Genomic DNA, 16142 nt, shown 5'->3' on the forward strand with positions numbered 1-16142 from the left:
AAGGGCTAGAGGAGCCCCCATGACCAAGGCCCCTGCCCTGCTGCCCGAAGGCCTCCGCGACCGCCTGCCCGCGCAGGCCGAAGCGGCGTCGCGCGTCACGCGCGCGCTGGTCGATGCGATGCGCGCGCATGGCTATGGCCGCGTGTCGCCGCCGCTCGCCGAGTTTCGCGAGACGCTGGGCGGCAATGACGAACGGTCGGCGCGCGACCTGCTCCGCTTCACCGATCCGGTGTCGCAGCGCACGCTCGCGCTGCGCCCCGACATCACGCGGCAGGTCGGACGCATTGCGACCTCGCTGCTCGCGGCCGCCCCCCGCCCCTTGCGCCTTTGCTACGCCGGCCAGGTGGTCAAGCTGCGGGCAAGCCAGCTTCGCCCCGCGCGCGAAATGCTCCAGGTCGGCGCCGAACTGATCGGCAGCGACAGCGTCGCCGCGGCGCGCGAAATCGTGACCGTCGCGATCGACGCGCTCGAAGCCGCGGGCATCGGCCCGGTGACGATCGACTTCACCCTGCCCGACCTCGTCGACCTGCTCGCCGAGGTGCATCCGGTGAAGGTGCCGCTCGACCAGCTCCGCGACGAACTCGACGCCAAGGATGCCGGCGGACTCACGCGCCTCGGCGCCGACGCCTATCTGCCGCTGCTCCGCGCGACCGGCCCCTTCGACCGCGCGATTGCCGAGCTTGCCGCGTTCGACAGCGAAGGCGTGCTGGCGACGCGGATAGAGGCGCTGCAGGCGATCGCCGCCCCGGTGCGCGACCGCGTCACCTTGACGCTCGACCCGACCGAACGGCACGGCTTCGCCTATCAAAGCTGGTTCGGCTTTTCGGTCTTCGTCCCCGGCCAGGGCGACGCCGTCGGGCGCGGCGGCAGCTATGCCATCCCGCTGGGCGAGGATCAGGAGGAAGCCGCGGTCGGATTTTCGCTCTATCCCGACCCGCTGATCGACGCGGGACTCGGCACTGCCGATCAGGCCGAACGCCGCATTTTCCTGCCGCTCGGCCACGATGCCGAACTCGCCGCAAGCCTGCGCGCCGACGGCTGGCACACGGTCGCCGCGCTCACCGATGCCGAGGATGCCGACCGGCTCGGCTGCGGCTATGTCCTCGGCCCCGACGGCCCGGTCGAAGCTTAAAAATCCGAAACGCCGAAGCGCGCGACACCCTGGTTCGTCCCCGGCGGATCGAGCACCGAAAGGTTGAGGGGGAGCGGCGCGCCGATCCAGTGCGCAAGCGTAGTGTGATCGGCAAGGTCGTCGTCGGTCAGCGGATGAACCAGCGCGCGCAGCCCCGTTGCCTCGACTGCCGCGACCACGGCGGCACGATGTTCGCCAAGAAAATGCACCTCGAACTGCGCAATCGGATGCGGCCCGACGGGCGCGTCGCTCATCGCGCCGACGAACAGGATCGCGGCATCGCGACCGAACGCCTGGCGCAGCGCAAGCGCCGCCGCCCGCTCCGCGGCGTCATAATAGATATGGGCGTGCCAGCGCGCGTCGGGGTCGGTCATATTCACCTCACTGCCGCGCCCGTGCGCGCACGAACCCCTCGCGCGCCATGCAGCGGGCGAGCCACGCCTGCGTCGCTTCGCCCAGCACATCGTCGGCGCCCAGCGTCGTCGCAAGAAATGCCGCATAGCCGATCACGATGTCGGCGATGGTGAAGCGCCCCGCGACGAGCCAGTCGCGCCCGTCGGACAGCGCCGCCTCGATGCTCCTGGCGCGGCCGCCGAAGAAAGCCTTGTAATCCTGCACCGCCTGCGCGAGCCGCCGCTCTTCGGGCTCGACGCGCGTGTAGCGGATCATGATCGCCAGCGGAAAGGTCAGCGTCGCGTCGCTGCGGTGGAGCCAGTTGCGCCAGGCCCAATAATCGCTCTCGTCGCGCCGCACCTCCAGCGATGTTCCCTCGGCGATGCGTTCGCAGATCGCCGCCGATTCGGTCATCAACCGGCCGTCCTCGACCCAGCCGGGGACGGTCATCAGCGGATTGACGCTGCGATAATCGGGCTCGAACGCGCGGGGCGGGAACTTGAGCAGCCGCAGGTCGATGTCGAGCCCCGCTTCCTCGGCCGCCCACAGGCAGCGCAGCGAACGCGCGTCGGGGCAGTGATAGAGGATCGGGCGCGGCGTCTCGCCGGTCATGCGGCAACCTCCTTGGTCCGTGCGATGTGCAGCCGGTGTTCGCGCCACGCGATGAACAGCCCGCTCGCGACGATCAGCGGCGCGCCGATCCACGTTGTCTCGGCGGGGAAGGTGCCAAAAAACCACCAGCCAGCCGCGATCGACCAGAGCAGGCTGGTGTAATCCATCGGGATCACCACGGCGACGGGCGCGAGCCGCAACGCGCCGGTCAATGCCATCTGGACCACGGCCCCCGAAAATCCGAGCCCGAGGAGGAGCAGCCATTCCTGCGCGCTGTGCGAGGTAATGACAAAGGGCAGCATCAGCCCGAGCGGGATCATCGACAGCGCGCTGAACCAGAAGACGATCGTCGCCGCCGCCTCGGTGCGGCCGAGGTCACGCACCGCAATGGTGATCAGCGCGGTCATCACCGCCCCCGCGAGCGCGATCAACGTGCCCATGCCATGATCGCCGCCAAAGCCCGCCGCGATGCTCGCGCCGGGGTCGAGCACGACAAGCACGCCGACAAAGCCGACGATCACCGCGCTCCACCGCTGCCACCCCGTCGGCTCGCCGAGCAGTGCAGCGGCAAAGATCACGGCAAAGATCGGCACCGACAGGCTGATCGTCGTCGCCTCGGCCATCGGCAGGAAGATCATCCCGCCGAAATTGCACGCCATGCCGACCAGCCCCATCGTCATCCGCCGCGCATGCGCGCCGATGCGCTGCGTCCTCAGCGAAGCGAAGCCGCCCGTCGTCGCGCGAATCCAGACGAGCAGGAATGGCAGCACCAATGCCTGCCGCCAGAAAAGGCTCTCGACGATATGGATGCCGGCGCGGTCGACATATTTGACGAGCACGAACATCAGCGACAGGCTCGCCATCGCCAGCAGGCGCAGCGCGATGCCGCCCAGATAATGCTGGGGCGCCTGCGTCGAGGCGGCGGAGGTTGCGGCAGCCGACATGGCGTTTGCGCATATCAGCCCCGAAGCCGCTGGCAAGGCGTTCATCCCCCTTGCTCCCATGCGGCAATCGGTATAGGGGCGCACTCCGGCCTAGGGGTATAGCTCAGCTGGTAGAGCATCGGTCTCCAAAACCGAGGGTCGCGGGTTCGAATCCTGCTGCCCCTGCCAGGCCGCACCATCGCCATTTGCTTGCCAATGGCGGGACGCGCGGTTAAAGGCCGCTTTCATTCGGACAGATGCGCCGTTTTCCTTCCGCCTTTCGCCGACCTGGTCGGGGAGGGTGGGCGGACTATTGCCCGAAGCGCGCTTGACGCGCCGCGGGCGGCGACCCATCTGGCCAGATATTGGACGCTTGAAGGACAGGACGATCGACATGGCCAAGACCAGCCCGGGTGAATTTATCCGTCAGGTGCGCGCCGAAGCCGGCAAGATCGTGTGGCCCACGGGCCGCGAGACGATGCAGACGACGATCATGGTCTTGATCATGACGACGATCCTCGCGCTCTTCTTCCTCGGCATCGACACGGTTTTCAACGCGATCGTCAACTGGTTGACGTCGCTCGCGCGCTAATCGCCGCGGTTTCACAGGACAGGACTTCAACACATGGCGCGCTGGTACATCATTCACGCCTATTCGGGTTTCGAAAACAAGGTCCGCGATTCGGTGCTCGCCGAGGCCGAGCGCATGGGCCTGACCCAGCTCGTCGAAGCGGTCGAGGTGCCGGTCGAAACCGTCACCGAGGTCAAGCGCGGCAAGAAGGTGCAGGCCGAACGGAAATTCTTCCCCGGCTATGTCCTCGCCAAGCTCACGATGACCGACGACGTCTATCACCTCGTCAAGAACACGCCGAAGGTCACGGGCTTCCTCGGCTCGTCGGGCAAGCCGCAGCCGATCAGCGAGGCGGAGGCCGCGCGCATCCTGAACAGCAAGGAAGAGGCCGCGGCGCGTCCGAAGACCGAAATCCGCGTCGATTACGAGATCGGCGATCAGGTCAAGGTGCTCGAAGGCCCGTTCGCAAGCTTCAACGGCGTCGTCGAGGAACTCGACTTCGACAAGGCGCGCGTCAAGGTCAGCGTGTCGATCTTTGGCCGCGCGACGCCGGTCGAGCTCGACTTCGAACAGGTCGAACGCATGAAGTGACGATCCCGCGGGATCGTATTTCACTGTGAAGTTCGGCGGATTTCTGCGCTTTTCCACCGCAGACATCGATCCGTTTTCGCCTTCGTCACCGAGGGCGAACCAAGGCAATCCTTGCCTTTTCGCTCCACCGGCGCTAACGGCGCCGCTTCGCGTCGAAAAAGGGCGCGAGTCCGTGCGGGAGGAAGGGGTGATGCCCTTCTGCTTGACCGCTTATTTTGAGCCGCGGACCTGATCCGCGGCGACAGAAAGAAAGGAGGCCATCATGGCCAAGAAGATCAGCGGCTATATCAAGCTGCAAGTTCCGGCGGGGACCGCAAACCCCTCGCCGCCGCTCGGGCCGGCATTGGGTCAGCGCGGCGTCAACATCATGGAATTCTGCAAGGCGTTCAACGCGGCGACCGACGGGCTCGACAAGGGCACGCCGACGCCGACGATCATCACCGTCTATGCCGACAAGAGCTTCTCGTTCGTCACCAAGACGCCCCCGGCGACCTACCTCATCAAGAAGGCCGCGAACCTGAAGTCGGGATCGAAGGAACCCGGCAAGATCAGCGGCGGCAAGATCGCGCGCTCGAAGCTCGCCGAAATCGCCGAGATCAAGATGAAGGATCTGAACGCCAACGACATCGAACAGGCGACGAAGATCATCGAAGGCAGCGCCCGCTCGATGGGCCTCGAAGTGACGGAGGGCTGAACCGATGGCAAAGCTGACCAAGAAGCAGAAGGCCCTCGAGGGCAAGGTTGACGCGCTGAAGCTTCACGCCGTCGACGAAGCGATCAAGACCGTGCGTGACCTGTCGTCGACGAAGTTCGACGAAACGCTCGAAATCGCGATGAACCTGGGCGTCGATCCGCGCCACGCCGACCAGATGGTCCGCGGCGTCGTGACGCTGCCCGCCGGCACCGGCAAGGACGTCAAGGTCGCGGTCTTCGCGCGCGGCGACAAGGCCGAGGAAGCGCTGAAGGCTGGCGCCGACAAGGTCGGGGCCGAGGACCTGATGGAAGACATGCAGGCCGGCAACCTCGACTATGGCCGCGTCATCGCGACGCCCGACATGATGGGCATCGTCGGCCGTCTCGGCAAGGTGCTGGGTCCCAAGGGCCTGATGCCGAACCCGAAGCTCGGCACCGTCACCCCGAACGTCGCCGAAGCGGTCAAGGCAGCCAAGGGCGGCCAGATCGAATTCCGCGTCGAAAAGGCGGGCATCATCCACGCCGGTATCGGCAAGCTGTCGTTCGGCGAGGAAAAGCTCCGCCAGAACTTCGACGCCTTTGTCGACGCGATCGTCAAGGCGAAGCCGGCGGGCGCGAAGGGCAAATATGTCCGCAAGATCGCCCTGTCGTCGTCGATGGGTCCGGGCGTGAAGGTCGACACCGCCGAAATCGGCGCCTGATCGACATCGCAACGATTTAGCGAAGGGCCGGGGGAAACTCCGGCCCTTTTCTGTTTGGCGGCTTTGATGGCGGCGGCTGGCGGAGAAGGAACAGTTTTTCGTTCCACCTCGTCACCCCCGACTCGATCGGCGATTATGGCCCCTAGGTGTTCTCCGGCGAAAGCCGGAGTCCACGCGGTGCAGTGCGGCCCGAACCTGGACCCCGGCTTTCGCCGGGGAGCACTTACTTCGCGAAAATGGACAAGCGCCGACCTGATCCGGGATGACGATGGCGGATTATTTACGCTTCGTCGGGCTCAAACCTTGTCGCTCACCGCCTTGATTACCAGTGCCTTGTCGTCGGTCAGATAGCGCCGGGCAAGCGACTGCAATTCTTCGACCGTCGCCGCCTCGACCTCGGCGATGCCGTTGCGGCTGCGGTCGAGGCGGTCGGCGGCGCTCGTCGCTTCGGCGACATAATTGAGCCAATAGACGTTCTCGCGCCGCGCCTTCACCATCGCCTCGACGAGCGGGCGCCGGGCGCGGTCGAGAAGGTCGGCATCGACGGGCATGTCGCGCAGTTGCTTGGCGATGGCAAAGATCGCCGCTCGCGTCGTCGCGAGATGCTGGAAATCGACATTGCTCGACGCGAACAGATGGCCATAGCCCGGAAACTCGTCCGACAGGCTGGCGCCCGCGCCGGGGCTGTAGCTTTCACCAAGCCGTTCGCGCAATTCCTCGGTCAGCATCAGTTGCATCACGCGCGCGAGCAGGTTGAGCCGCATCGCTTCGGCGAGATCGCTGTCGTCGCGCGCGGGCCAATAGACGCGGATCTCGGCCTGTTCGGCGGGGCCTTTGTGGATCAACGTGCGCTCGCTGCGGTCGACCGCAAATTCGCGCACGCGCGCCTCGCTGCGCGGATCGAAGGCGGCGCGGCGTTCGGGGAGCGCGCCAAAGCTTGCCGCAATCGCGTCGATCGCCGCCTGCTCGTCGATGTCGCCGACGACGCCGATCTCGATCGCGCCGTTGACCAGGCTGTCGGAGATGGCGCGGCGCAACTGGTCCCAATCGAGCGCGAGCAGGTGGTCGAGCGGCGGGGTCTGCGCGCGCGGATCGTCATTGGCAAGGATGCCGCCCGCATCGCGCCCCAGCACCGCCGCGGGGGTCGCGTCGTTCGCGGCATATTGCTGCGGCAAATAGCGGCGGATCAGCGCAAGGCCGTCGGGGCGGTAGCCCGGATCGGCGACGAACGCCGCCATCAGCTTTGCCTGCAGCGCGAAATCCTCGGGCGAGGTCAGCGCCTTGGCGCCAAAGGCGTCGGTGTCCGACCCGAAGCTGGTGCTCACCGTCTTGCCGGCGAGGATCGAGCGCAGATCGTCGAGGCCGTGCATCCCGAGACCGCCGAGGCTGAACGAGCCCGCGAGCGACACGCGCGTCGGATCGTCGCGCGTCGCGAGCAGATTGCCGCCGTCGACGCGGAGCGACAGGTAAACGCGGTCCTTCTGGAAATCCGTCGTCTTGATGTTGAGCATCACATTGTTGGCAAAGCGCACGCGCCGGATGCCGAGGTCGTCGATGCGGTCGTCGGCGACGACGCGCCCGGGTTCGCCGAAATCCTCATAGGCAAAGGCGATGCCAACCGATTCGGTCGGCGGCGCGACCGCAACTTCGGTCGATGCCTCGAGCGCGGCGAGGATTGCGTCGGCGCCGCCCTCGATCGGCTTTTTGGCGGTCACGCGGACGAGCGGCGCGCTGAGTCCCTCGGTGCGCGCGCGGAAGGCTGCACTGACCGCAGCGGCACTTAGCGTCGGCGCGACCGCCTCGAACAGCATCTGGCTCGTTTCGGGGCGCACGAAAACGAATTTGCCCTCGGCGGCCTCGACGAGCCGGTCGGCAAGCGCCTCGCTGCGCCGCGTCGAGGCGCCCGCGACGGCGTTGCGGAGCGCGGTGCGGCGGATCGCCAACTGCTCGGCGACCTCGGTTTCGGTGAAGCCATGGTCGCGCGCGCGGCGGAACTCCTGCTCGATCAGCGCCAGCGCCTCGCGCCACGCCCCCTCCTTGGCGACCGCGCCCATCGTCACCTGGTCGAAAATGTCCCAACCGGCGGCCTCGCTGAAATAGCCCGCGAGGATCGGCGAATCCTCGGCAAGCGCGATCTTGGCGAGGCGGCGGCTGACGATCGCCTCGCCGACCTCTTCGGCCAGGTTGCGGGCGCGTTTGGCGCGCGTATCGGGTTCGTCGACCCACGGTTTGAAGGTCGCAATCGTCACCGAATCCTGCACTGCGGGATCGATGAAATCGTCCGCCGCCGCGGCGCGATCATAATCGATCGTTCCGATGTCGGGGTCGGCGCCCGCGGGGCCGCGCCCGGTCCAGTCGGCAAAGCGCGCCTTCACCTTCGCCTCGACCGCCGCCGGATCGAAATCGCCGACGATCACCAGCGTCGCCCGCTCGGGCCGGTAATAGCGGTCGTATAGATCGCGGAGCCGCTCGGCAGGGGCGGTGCGGATCACCTCTTCGGTGCCGACCGGGATGCGGCTCGCGACTTTCATCCCCTGCATCTGGAAGTCGAGCTGGTCGATGACGTTGCGGAGTTGATAGGTGTCGCGCGCGCGGCGTTCGGACAGGATGACGCCGCGTTCGCGGTCGACCGCCGCAGGGTCGATCGTCAACTCGCTTGCCGTCTCGCGCATCAGCATCAGGCCGGTGTCGATCAGATCGTCCGAGGCACCCGGCAGGTTGAGCTTGTAGATCGTCTCGTCAAAGCCGGTCGACGCGTTGGTGTCGGCGCCGAACGCCAGCCCCTTGCGCTCGAGCAGCTTGGTCATTTCCCCCTCGGGCACATTCGTCGAGCCGTTGAACGCCATATGCTCGAGGAAATGGGCAAGGCCGCGCTGGTCCTCGGCCTCGGCGAAGCTGCCGACGTCGAAGCGCATGCGGATGACGACGCTGTCCTTGGGCGTGCCGTTCTGGAGGAGCGCATATTTCATGCCGTTGGGCAGGACGCCGAAAATGATGTTCGGATCGACGGGCACGTCGCTCGCGGCGAAGTTCCATGCCCTTGCCGCGTCGTTCTGCGGATTGACCGCGGCGGCCACCGCGGACCGTTCGGCCTCCTTGGCAAGCAGCGGCGGCGAGCAGACGGCAAGAAGGGCGAGGGCCGACAGCGCGGTCGCGGCACGCCGGAGGATGGGGCTGGTCATTCGGCCGTTCTGGCGATCATTGCGCCCGCGTCAAGGCCATGCGCTTTTGGAAGCGACTGCGGACATACCCCTATCGTCATCCCGGCCTTCGCCGGGATGACGGATATGAGAGGGCCGTTCAGCCCTTTTTCTTGCGGTGGCTTTCGAGGTCGAGAACCGCATTGTCGCCGCCTTCGGGCATCAGGCCCAGGCGGCGGGCGACTTCCTGATAGGCTTCCACCTCTCCGCCCAGATCGCGGCGGAAGCGGTCCTTGTCGAGCTTTTCGCCCGACGCCATGTCCCACAGGCGGCAACCGTCGGGGCTGATTTCGTCCGCAAGGATGATGCGGCTGAAATCGCCGTCATAAAGACGTCCGAACTCGAGCTTGAAGTCGACGAGGCGGATACCGACCGCGGCGAACAGCCCGCTCATGAAATCATTGATGCGGATCGCCATGTCCTGGATGTCGTGAAGCTCGTCCTGGCTGCACCAGTTGAAGCAGGCGATATGCTCCTCGGCGACAAGCGGATCACCGAGCGCATCGTCCTTGTAGCAATATTCGATAAGCGTGCGCGGAAGCTGCGTCCCCTCTTCGATCCCCAGCCGCTTCGACAGCGAGCCCGCGGCGACGTTGCGGACGATAACCTCGATCGGCACGATCTCGACCTGCCGGATCAATTGCTCGCGCATGTTGAGGCGGCGGATGAAATGGTGCGGCACGCCGATATTGCCGAGCAGCGTGAAGACATGCTCCGAAATCCGGTTGTTGAGCACGCCCTTGCCGTTGATCGTCCCGCGCTTCTGCGCGTTGAACGCGGTCGCGTCATCCTTGAAATATTGGATCAAGGTGCCGGGTTCGGGACCCTCGTACAGGATCTTGGCTTTGCCTTCGTAAATCTGGCGGCGACGGGCCATGGCGGTCAACTTTCTGTCGGAACCAAATGAATGACCCCGGCGAAAGCGACTCGGATAAGCGAGCGCGGCGCCGGGGCGGTCGGCGCCCTATAGCGGCAAAGCATCGGCGCGTCATCAGTCACGTCGCTCCGGCCAGGGCGGGGGACACCGGGAGCGGGGAGCCATGCCGACAGCGGCTCCCGCCTTCGCGGAGGCGACGATTGATTTACGTTTACGTAAAGCGCTTGCCATCGCCCGCCCTGCTTGCAACCATGGCCAGAAGCCAGGGGGAGAGACGCGATGAGCTTTGAACAGATCAGCCTCGACAAGCAGGAGGGGATCGCGCTGCTGACGCTGAACCGCCCCGACCGGATGAACGCCTTTACCACGCAGATGATGCTCGACATCGTCGCGGCGCTCGACGAATGCGACGCCGACGACGCGGTGCGCGCGGTGATCTTCACCGGCGCGGGCGAGCGCGCATATTGCGCCGGGGCAGACCTTGGCGGCGGCGCCGCGACCTTCGATTATGACAAGCGCACCGACAAGGCGGTCGCGCTGCCCGACGGCGTCGCGCCGACCCCGGTCCGCGCCGACGGGTCGATCGACTGGTCGCACCCGCTGGTGCGCGATTCGGGCGGGCGCGTGTCGCTGCGCATCTTCGAGGCGAAGAAGCCGGTGCTCGGCGCGATCAACGGCGCGGCGGTCGGCATCGGCGCGACGATGACCTTGCCGATGGATGCGCGGCTGGCGAGCGACACCGCACGCTATGGCTTCGTCTTCGCCCGGCGCGGGATCGTGCCCGAGGCGGCCTCGAGCTGGTTCCTGCCGCGGCTTGTCGGCATCGCGAATGCGGTCGACCTTTGCTATTCGGGCCGTCTGATTTCCGCCGAAGAAGCTCGCGACAAGGGGCTCGTCCAGTCGGTCCACGCACCGGGCGAGCTCATCGACGCGGCGATCGCCAAGGCACGCGAGATGACCGAGCACAGCGCGCCGGTGTCGGTCGCGCTGACGCGGCACATGCTGTGGCGGATGCTCGGCGCGCCGCACCCGATGAGCGCGCACCGCTGGGACAGCCGCGCCATCTATTCGCGCGGACGCAGCCCCGACGCCGCCGAAGGGGTGACAAGCTTCCTCGAAAAGCGCGCGCCCGATTTCACGGCGAGCGTCGCGGAGGATTATCCGTGGTTCGACGAATTCGAGGATGCGCCGCCCTATAGCTAGGCGTCGTAGCGGTTGCGCCCATGCTGTGCGGTCATGCGGTGCGTGCCAGCAAGCGCGAGCGACTTCTGCCCCACGGTTTCGAGAAAATGCCAGTTGGCGGTCACTGTGTCCGGCGTCAGCGCCACGGTCGCATAGCCGCGCCGTTCGGTGTCGACCCAGCGCAGCTGCGGCGACGAGCCGCGGAGCGCGGCGGCGCGGTCGGCGGCGCTCGCCGCCTTGGCCGATGCCTCGATTCCCGGCGAGGTGACGCTCTGCCCCGCGACCTCGATGCCGGCGGGGCGCCCGTCATGCGGCAGGTCGAATGCCCAGCTGTTATGACTGTCGCCGGCGAGAGACACGAAATTGGCCCCCGCCGACTGCGCCGCGCCGAGGAGCCGCGCGCGCGCGGCAGGATAGCCGTCCCACGCGTCGAAGTTGAACGGCAGCCCCGCCGTCGCCGCAAGCTGCGCCGACTTGATCCGTTCGAGCACATAGTCGGGCGCGTCGGCGCCGAACCATCCCGCCGACTCGGGCGGGCTGTAGGTGCTGCCCATGATGACCTGCTGCGCGCAGACCTGCCAGCGCTTGCCCGCCGCGACCGATGAGGCGATGCCGCGCGTCAGCCAGCTTTCCTGATCGGCGCCGAGCAGCTGGCGCTCCGGATCGACATACCCCGTTTCGCGAAAGCGTCGCAGCGCGGCCGCAGGATCGCCGGCATCCCTGACGATGTTGCCGACCGAAAATTGCTTGTCGCGCCCGGTCAGCCGCGTTTCGGGGAGGAAGATCGTCGCAAGGTCGCCGACCTCATAATGGCGCCAGCGCGTATCGGCGACGGGCATCCATTCGCGCCACACGCGCTCGGCAACCGCCGCCCGTACGCTCCATTCGCCTTCGTCGGGCTGATGATTCTGCGCTCCGCCCGACCAGGCGTCGTTGGTCAGCTCATGATCGTCCCATTGCGCGATCATCGGATAGAGCTGGTGGATGCGCTGCAAATCGGCGTCGGCGCGATAGGAGGCGTAGCGCAGGCGGTAATCGGCGAGCGCGACAATCTCGTGGCTCGGCTGGATGAGGCGCCCCGGCAAGGCTTCCTTCAGCGTCGGATATTGGCCGATCTTATATTCGTAAAGATAGTCACCCGCGTGGACGACCAGATCGATGTCCTGCCGCGCCGCCGCGTGGGCATAGGCGTTGAAATGACCGAAAGGCAGGTTCGCGCACGAAAAGAGCGCGAGCGTGAACGCCGACGTCGCGCCTTCGGGCAGCGTACGCGTGCGGCCGAAAACCGACGTGCCGCCATCGGGGGCGATAAAACGATAGAAATACCAGCGCCCGGGGTCGAGGCCGTCGACGACCATCTTCGCGCAAAAGTCGCGCTCGGCCGAGGCACGAACAGTGCCCCCGGCAACGACCTTCGCGAAATCCGCGCTCTCCGCGACCTCGACGGTCAGATCGGTGTCCGAGGATGCGGCGTAGCGCGTCCAAAGCATCACCGAATTGGGGCCCGGTTCGCCGCTTGCGACGCCATGGGTAAAGCCTTGGGCCACCATCGCCCGCGCCGCGCCCGGGAGCGCGAGCGCCGCCAGCCCCGCGGTCCCCAGCTTGACGAGCAAACGGCGTTCGATGGCGCTCCAAATCGGATGCATGGCGTTCCTTCCCTTCCCGGATGCGTCTTCCCTGCCCCGCCAATGTTACAATTCGCGCTACCCCATCATCCCGAGTGTAAGCAGCAGCAACATGAAAGCGATCACCGCGAACAGGCTGAAATTGAGCAACAGGATCGACCGGACGATCGCGCCGAAACGCGACGAACGATACGCGCCACGCAACTGTCGGTACATATGAAAGGGGACATAAAAGAGCGCAGCGACGCTTATCGTTTCGCCAAGGATGGTCATGTTGAACAGCCGCACAACCACGAACAGCAACAGCATGAAGCTGATCGAATAGGTTATGAAGACGAAATGGTCATAGGTGTGAAAGCGGCGGCTGAACGGATAGAGCAGCCACAGGAAGGGCAGCGATAGCGGGATCAGCGCCCATGCGAACTTATAGGCGTTCGCCTGCAACTTGTAGAGAAGCAGTCCCGGGTTCGCCCAAGCCTTTTGCAGCGCCTTGTCGATAAAGGGAACGCCACTGTCGATCTTTGTGCGCGTCAGGAAATCGGCGCTCGATGTGACCTGTTCGACCGGATCCTCAAGCACCGGCGGTCCGGCGGCGCGTTCTTCGTCGGTCAAATCGCGCGCGATACCCAGATATTGTGCGCTCTTTTCGAGCGTCGCGCGCTCGTCGGCCAGAGACGCCTTTTCGGCATCGGTCGCGCCCGCCGCCGCAAGACGTGTGTCGATCCGTTCGACCTCCGCGCGAAAGCTCGTCTGAAGCGCGTTGCGGCGCGTCTGTTCCGCGGCCGCCTTCGCCATCTGGTCGCTGAGGCCGCTCCCCGAACCGACCATCGCCAGCACGGCGTAGGTCAGAAAGACGGCAAACAGGAACAGCGCGAGCGGTGATATGAAGCTCGCGCGCTCGCCGTGGATATAGCGCCGCGTCAAGTCACCCGGCCGCCACACGAGCAGTGGCAGCGTATTCCACAGCTTGCCTTCGAAATGAAAGATGGCGTGGACCAGGTCGTGCCCGATCGCACCGAAGCTGCGGTGGATGTCGGCCTTTTGCCCGCAGCGGTGGCAATGCGCGCCGACAAGGCTGGTCCCGCAGTTGAAACAGCGGCGCGGACCGCCCTTCTCGGCAGCCATCCCGCGCGCGGGTTCGACCGCAGCGCCCGCGAGTCCCGCCGTGACCGCCGCCCCGATGCTGTCGATGTCCCCGCTCATCGCCCCTGCCTAGTCCGGCACGCCGCCACGCGCAACGGGGCTTTCGCAGCCGCGGATAAGCGTGATAGAGCGGCGTCATGACCACCGACACGCTTGCCTCGCCCGCCACCGCCGACCCCGATGCGCTGATCGCCGACATGGGGCTGCGCGCGCGCGCTGCGGCAAAACGGCTTGCAGTGACTGCGACGGCAGAGAAGGCCGCCGCGCTCAATGCTGCCGCGCGCTGGCTGCGCGCAAAGGCGAACACGATCCTCGAGGCCAATGCGCGGGATATGGAGGCCGGCAAGGCGGCGGGCCTCACCTCGGCCATGCTCGACCGTCTGCGGCTCGACGAAAATCGCCTCGGCGCCATTGCCGATGCGGTCGAAGCGGTCGCCGCGCTACCCGACCCGGTCGGCGCAATCATCGACCGCGCCAAGCGCCCGAACGGAATGGAGCTCGAACGGGTGCGCGTGCCGCTCGGCGTCGTCGGCATCATCTACGAAAGCCGCCCCAACGTCACCGCCGACGCCGCCGCGCTCGGGCTGATGTCGGGCAATGCGGTGATCCTGCGCGGCGGCAGCGAGGCGGTCCATTCGAATGGCGCCATCCATGCGGCCTTTGTTGGAGGGCTGACCGAAGCGGGACTGCCGGCTGAGGCGGTGCAGATCATCCCGACGCAGGATCGCGCGGCGGTCGGGGCGCTGCTGCGCGCGCAGGGCCATATCGACATCATCATTCCGCGCGGCGGCAAGGGGCTGGTCGCGCGCGTGCAGGACGAGGCGCGCGTCCCGGTGCTCGCGCACCTCGACGGCATCTGCCATCTTTATATCGATGGATCGGCCGATCCCGACAAGGCGGTCGCGCTCGCGGTCAATGCCAAGATGCGCCGCACCGGAATCTGCGGTGCAACCGAGACGATCCTGATCGACCGCAGCTATGGCGCACCGCAAGCCATCGTCGATGCGTTGATCGCGGCGGGCTGTGAAGTGCGCGGCGACAGCGCGATCACGGCGCTCAGCCCGCATGTCACTCCGGCGAGCACGGTCGACTGGGACAGCGAATATCTCGACGCGATCGTGTCGATTGCCGCGGTCGACGGAATCGAGGGCGCGCTTGCACATATCGACGCGCATTCGAGCCGCCACACCGATGCGATCGTCACCGAGGACGAAGCGGCGGCGCGGCGCTTCCTGGGCGAAGTCGACAGCGCCATCGTGATGCACAACGCCTCGACCCAGTTCGCAGACGGCGGCGAATTCGGCCTCGGCGCCGAAATCGGCATCGCGACGGGGCGGCTCCACGCGCGGGGACCGGTCGCACTGGAAGGGCTCACCACCTATAAGTGGCTGGTGCACGGCACGGGACAGGTCCGCCCCTGACTCGCGCCCGTCCCACCGGTCTCCTTGGCGGCAGTTTCAACCCTGCGCACGGCGGGCACCGCACAATCAGCCTCAATGCCATCGACGCACTGGGGCTCGACGAGCTGTGGTGGCTCGTCTCGCCGGGCAATCCGCTCAAATCCGCAAAGGGCATGGCGCCCCTCCCCGCGCGACTCGCGTCGGCGCAGCACATGGCGCGGCGCGCGCCGATCCGCGCAACGGCGATCGAGGCGGAATTCGGGACGCGCTATACCGTCGATACGCTGCGAAAGCTGGTGCGCCGCTACCCCAATCGCCGTTTCATATGGATCATGGGTGCCGACAATCTCGTCCAATTGCCCCGCTGGCGCGACTGGCGGGACATTGCGCGCTTGATGCCGATTGCGGTTGTCGCGCGCCCGGGCTATAATGGCCGAACCCATGCCGCGCAGGCGATGGGCTGGCTTCGGCGCTTCGTCCGGCCCGCGGACCAGAAACTTCATTGGACGAACTGGAGACCGCCTGCCCTCGTGTTCCTGCGTTTTTCGCCCGATGTGCGATCCGCAACCGCTATACGGCAGGCCAATCCCCGCTGGTTCGAACGCTATGCAGGCCGCGCGATGCGCGACCCGCTGACGCATTCGCGCCTGCGCGACCGCGAAAGGAAAGGAACCGCTTGATAGCCGCGAACAAGGATGCCGCGCCCGGCGCCGCACCCGCAAACGACAGCGTGGACGCACTCCACGCGCTGATCCTCCACCAGCTGGAAGAGGACCAGGCCCAGGAAACCATTTCCATCCCGCTTGCCGGCAAGAGCAGCATCGCCGATCATATGGTGATTGCGAGCGGCCGGTCGACGCGTCATGTCTCGGCGATCGCCGACAAGCTGGCGCAGCGCATCAAGCAGGAAGCGGGCCGGCTTGTCCGCGTCGAAGGGCTGCCCAACGCCGATTGGGTGCTGATCGACGCCGGCGATGTCATCGTCCATCTGTTCCGTCCCGAGGTGCGTAGCTTCTACAATCTCGAGCGGATGTGGTCGTTCGGCGACGCCCCGCCGGTTGCTGCGGCAAATTGATGGCGCGCGCCCGCTGATCCTGTA

General features: G+C 66.4%; 16 protein-coding genes and 1 tRNA gene. 10 read left to right on the forward strand and 7 right to left on the reverse strand.

The window, feature by feature from the left end; all coding sequences use genetic code 11:
- Positions 1-19 precede the first annotated feature (19 nt).
- Positions 20-1132 carry an ATP phosphoribosyltransferase regulatory subunit gene (locus tag JI743_RS06380; protein ID WP_201927010.1) on the forward strand — a complete coding sequence of 371 codons (1113 nt, stop codon included), beginning with the start codon at positions 20-22 and terminating at the stop codon, positions 1130-1132.
- Here the strand turns inward: JI743_RS06380 and JI743_RS06385 are convergent.
- From JI743_RS06385 to JI743_RS06395, 3 genes are read right to left on the reverse strand one after another with little or no spacing between them, the layout of a single operon-like run.
- Positions 1129-1506 (reverse strand): DOPA 4,5-dioxygenase family protein, encoded by a 378-nt coding sequence (locus JI743_RS06385; RefSeq protein WP_201927012.1) that lies wholly within the window; start codon positions 1504-1506, stop codon positions 1129-1131. The two genes, JI743_RS06380 and JI743_RS06385, sit on opposite strands and share 4 nt — an antisense overlap.
- 7 nt (positions 1507-1513) lie before the next feature.
- The gene (locus tag JI743_RS06390; RefSeq protein ID WP_201927014.1) at positions 1514-2137 is read right to left on the reverse strand and encodes a glutathione S-transferase family protein; all 624 of its coding nucleotides are present in this window, start codon (positions 2135-2137) and stop codon (positions 1514-1516) included.
- Positions 2134-3081 (reverse strand): DMT family transporter, encoded by a 948-nt coding sequence (locus JI743_RS06395; protein ID WP_201927016.1) that lies wholly within the window; start codon positions 3079-3081, stop codon positions 2134-2136. The genes JI743_RS06390 and JI743_RS06395 overlap by 4 nt, the downstream gene beginning before the upstream one ends.
- 92 nt (positions 3082-3173) lie before the next feature.
- Between JI743_RS06395 and JI743_RS06400 the strand changes: the two genes are divergently transcribed.
- The 5 genes from JI743_RS06400 (at position 3174) to rplA (ending at position 5616) form a co-directional block, all read left to right on the forward strand.
- A tRNA-Trp gene (locus tag JI743_RS06400) sits at positions 3174-3249 on the forward strand.
- Positions 3250-3454: 205 nt separating this feature from the next.
- A complete protein-coding gene (gene secE / locus JI743_RS06405) occupies positions 3455-3652 on the forward strand; it encodes a preprotein translocase subunit SecE (protein ID WP_201927018.1) in 198 nt (65 codons plus the stop codon).
- Positions 3653-3685: 33 nt separating this feature from the next.
- Positions 3686-4222, forward strand: a complete 537-nt coding sequence (gene nusG / locus JI743_RS06410) for a transcription termination/antitermination protein NusG (protein ID WP_201927020.1) — start codon at positions 3686-3688, stop codon at positions 4220-4222.
- Positions 4223-4484: 262 nt separating this feature from the next.
- Entirely contained in the window at positions 4485-4916 is a 432-nt protein-coding gene (gene rplK / locus JI743_RS06415; protein ID WP_201927022.1) for a 50S ribosomal protein L11, read from the forward strand.
- Between the two features lie 4 nt (positions 4917-4920).
- Positions 4921-5616, forward strand: a complete 696-nt coding sequence (gene rplA, locus JI743_RS06420; RefSeq protein ID WP_201927024.1) for a 50S ribosomal protein L1 — start codon at positions 4921-4923, stop codon at positions 5614-5616.
- A gap of 296 nt (positions 5617-5912) precedes the next feature.
- Here rplA and JI743_RS06425 read toward each other — a convergent pair whose 3' ends face one another.
- Complete coding sequence (locus tag JI743_RS06425) at positions 5913-8798, reverse strand: M16 family metallopeptidase (RefSeq protein WP_201927026.1); 2886 nt, start codon at positions 8796-8798, stop codon at positions 5913-5915.
- A gap of 118 nt (positions 8799-8916) precedes the next feature.
- On the reverse strand, positions 8917-9693 hold the full coding sequence (gene purC / locus JI743_RS06430) for a phosphoribosylaminoimidazolesuccinocarboxamide synthase (RefSeq protein ID WP_201927348.1): 777 nt from the start codon (positions 9691-9693) through the stop codon (positions 8917-8919).
- A gap of 279 nt (positions 9694-9972) precedes the next feature.
- Between purC and JI743_RS06435 the strand changes: the two genes are divergently transcribed.
- Positions 9973-10896, forward strand: a complete 924-nt coding sequence (locus JI743_RS06435) for a crotonase/enoyl-CoA hydratase family protein (RefSeq protein WP_201927028.1) — start codon at positions 9973-9975, stop codon at positions 10894-10896.
- On the opposite strand, the gene JI743_RS06440 is transcribed toward JI743_RS06435, so the two are convergent.
- The gene (locus JI743_RS06440) at positions 10893-12521 is read right to left on the reverse strand and encodes an alkaline phosphatase D family protein (RefSeq protein ID WP_201927030.1); all 1629 of its coding nucleotides are present in this window, start codon (positions 12519-12521) and stop codon (positions 10893-10895) included. The genes JI743_RS06435 and JI743_RS06440 overlap by 4 nt on opposite strands.
- A 57-nt stretch (positions 12522-12578) precedes the next feature.
- Positions 12579-13703 (reverse strand): DUF3667 domain-containing protein, encoded by a 1125-nt coding sequence (locus tag JI743_RS06445; RefSeq protein ID WP_201927032.1) that lies wholly within the window; start codon positions 13701-13703, stop codon positions 12579-12581.
- A 77-nt stretch (positions 13704-13780) separates the two neighbouring features.
- Between JI743_RS06445 and JI743_RS06450 the strand changes: the two genes are divergently transcribed.
- Genes JI743_RS06450 through rsfS form a run of 3 tightly spaced genes read left to right on the forward strand, consistent with a single transcriptional unit; the run spans position 13781 to position 16118 of the window.
- On the forward strand, positions 13781-15064 hold the full coding sequence (locus JI743_RS06450; RefSeq protein ID WP_201927034.1) for a glutamate-5-semialdehyde dehydrogenase: 1284 nt from the start codon (positions 13781-13783) through the stop codon (positions 15062-15064).
- Entirely contained in the window at positions 15028-15723 is a 696-nt protein-coding gene (locus tag JI743_RS06455; RefSeq protein WP_201927037.1) for a nicotinate-nucleotide adenylyltransferase, read from the forward strand. The genes JI743_RS06450 and JI743_RS06455 overlap by 37 nt, the downstream gene beginning before the upstream one ends.
- Complete coding sequence (rsfS, locus tag JI743_RS06460) at positions 15720-16118, forward strand: ribosome silencing factor (protein ID WP_201927040.1); 399 nt, start codon at positions 15720-15722, stop codon at positions 16116-16118. Before JI743_RS06455 ends, rsfS begins: the two co-directional genes overlap by 4 nt.
- Positions 16119-16142: the final 24 nt, after the last annotated feature.

The sequence above is a fragment of the Sphingopyxis jiangsuensis genome (assembly GCF_016734905.1).
Classification (GTDB): Bacteria; Pseudomonadota; Alphaproteobacteria; order Sphingomonadales; family Sphingomonadaceae; genus Sphingopyxis; species Sphingopyxis jiangsuensis.